We start from the raw sequence: 1620 nt of genomic DNA on the forward strand, positions 1-1620 counted from the left end.
TCGTCGGCGCGTTCTTCGGCGTGCTGGCGTAAGGGCCCGGCTGCATAGATTTTCGTTGCAACCTGGTAAGGGGATGGAGCGGGCCTATGCCCTCCATCCCCTTACTTGTATAGAGGGAGTTCGTATGTTCGCGAAGGATCGCGAAGCAATGCGCCTGACGCCGGCAGAAGTCAGGCTGATTCTTATTGAGTCCCTGCAATGGTGCGCCAACAACGCGGTGTACTTTTTAGGGCTTATCGGCGCGGCGACGTATGATCTGGCTGGCACGGCGTTTTTGGTTGCTGCCATTACGCTCGTACGCAATCTTATGACGTCGGCGGGCAATATGGTGTCGGGCTCGGTCATCGACCGTTTTGGTCCGCGCCGGACGTCGTTTGTGACGTGCGTGATTACGGCGGTGCTATCGCTTGGCGTGGGGTTGGCGCCGTTGTCTGTCCCCGGGCTTGTGTTTGCCGCGTGCGTCTTGGGGCTTGCGGGCGGCTTTATCAACACCTGCACGCATGCGTTTCCGGGATACCTGGAGTCGACCACCGAGGGCCGTACCCGCGTGAACGGTCTCATGGTGTTTTACAGCAATATCGCCTATACCGCTGGTCCGCTGCTCGGTGGTGCCATCGTAAGCTGTTTTGCCACGCAATCGGTCTATCTGCTCATGGCGGGCATGATGGGTGTGGCGGCTGTGCTCTCCTTGGGCTGTCACGAGTGCGTTGTTCCCGCAAAAGGGGAGAAGCCGAAGGGCGGTATTCTGGGCGGCATGGCCGAGGGTGCGCGGCTTACGTTTCGCGACCACGACCTGCGCCTCATCTTTATCTCGGGCTTTTTGGGTTTCTTCGCGTTTGGCGCGTTCGATTCGCTGGAGTCGTTGTTCTACCGTGATGTGCTCAACGTGGATATCGTCTGGCTGGGCTGGCTGTCCTCGGTCGTGGGCCTTACTTCCTCGGTGGGTGCATTCATCCTGACCAAGCTTTCTACTCGCCATGTCAACCTGCGATTGCTGCTCGGCGCGCTCATGGCCGTGGGCATTGGGTCCATGGTGTACGTGGGCACCGATATGCTGGGGGTCGCGATTATCGGTCAGGCGATTAACGGTCTGGCCTGGGGATTCCTAGAACCGCTACAGATGATCTTGATTCAGGAGCGCGCCGACATCAAATACCTGGGGCGCATTACCGGCTTTGTGCGTTTTGGCCTGATGAGCGCCGGCGTGCTGCCGCTGCTGGCGGCTCCGTTTTTAGCGGAGGCTTTGGGCGTCCAGGCGGTGCTGTTTGGGGCATCGACCATTATTGCGCTGGTAGGAACGCTGTTCTTTGTCGCACAAGGGAGGCGTCGGCGGTGTTAGCTATACATTCAATTCTAATTTAATACCACTCACCAGAGAATTTCGACCGTTCACCGAGGATTGGAGCAGATTGATAAGTGGTATTAAAAACACGTTAGGTGTATGTCTATAATTGGTATCGAAAAGAAACGCGATGTATAGAGTTGCGTGCAGGACAGAAAGGAAAAGCCATGAAGGAAACCGAGAAGATCGAGATCATGCACTTTAGCCAGGAGGGCTACGTCGAGGACGGCAAGAACGTCTACGAGACCGGCAAGAAGATGACCGCGCTCGCCGACAAG

The 1620-nt window shown here is 57.0% G+C and carries 1 protein-coding gene; it reads left to right on the forward strand.

Annotated features, from left to right (window positions below):
• Positions 1 to 124 precede the first annotated feature (124 nt).
• Positions 125 to 1339: an MFS transporter gene (locus tag DW003_RS09810; protein WP_187361933.1), complete on the forward strand. Its 1215-nt coding sequence runs from the start codon at positions 125 to 127 to the stop codon at positions 1337 to 1339.
• The last annotated feature ends 281 nt before the right edge of the window (positions 1340 to 1620 follow it).

Origin of the sequence: Collinsella sp. AF36-3AT (assembly GCF_003475205.1) — a bacterium.
GTDB classification, from domain to species: domain Bacteria; phylum Actinomycetota; class Coriobacteriia; order Coriobacteriales; family Coriobacteriaceae; genus Collinsella; species Collinsella aerofaciens_AF.

Excerpts from the sequence above, each read along its gene's own strand:
- DW003_RS09810 (WP_187361933.1), top strand. The coding sequence starts at position 125 with ATGTTCGCGAAGGATCGCGAAGCAATGCGCCTGACGCCGGCAGAAGTC.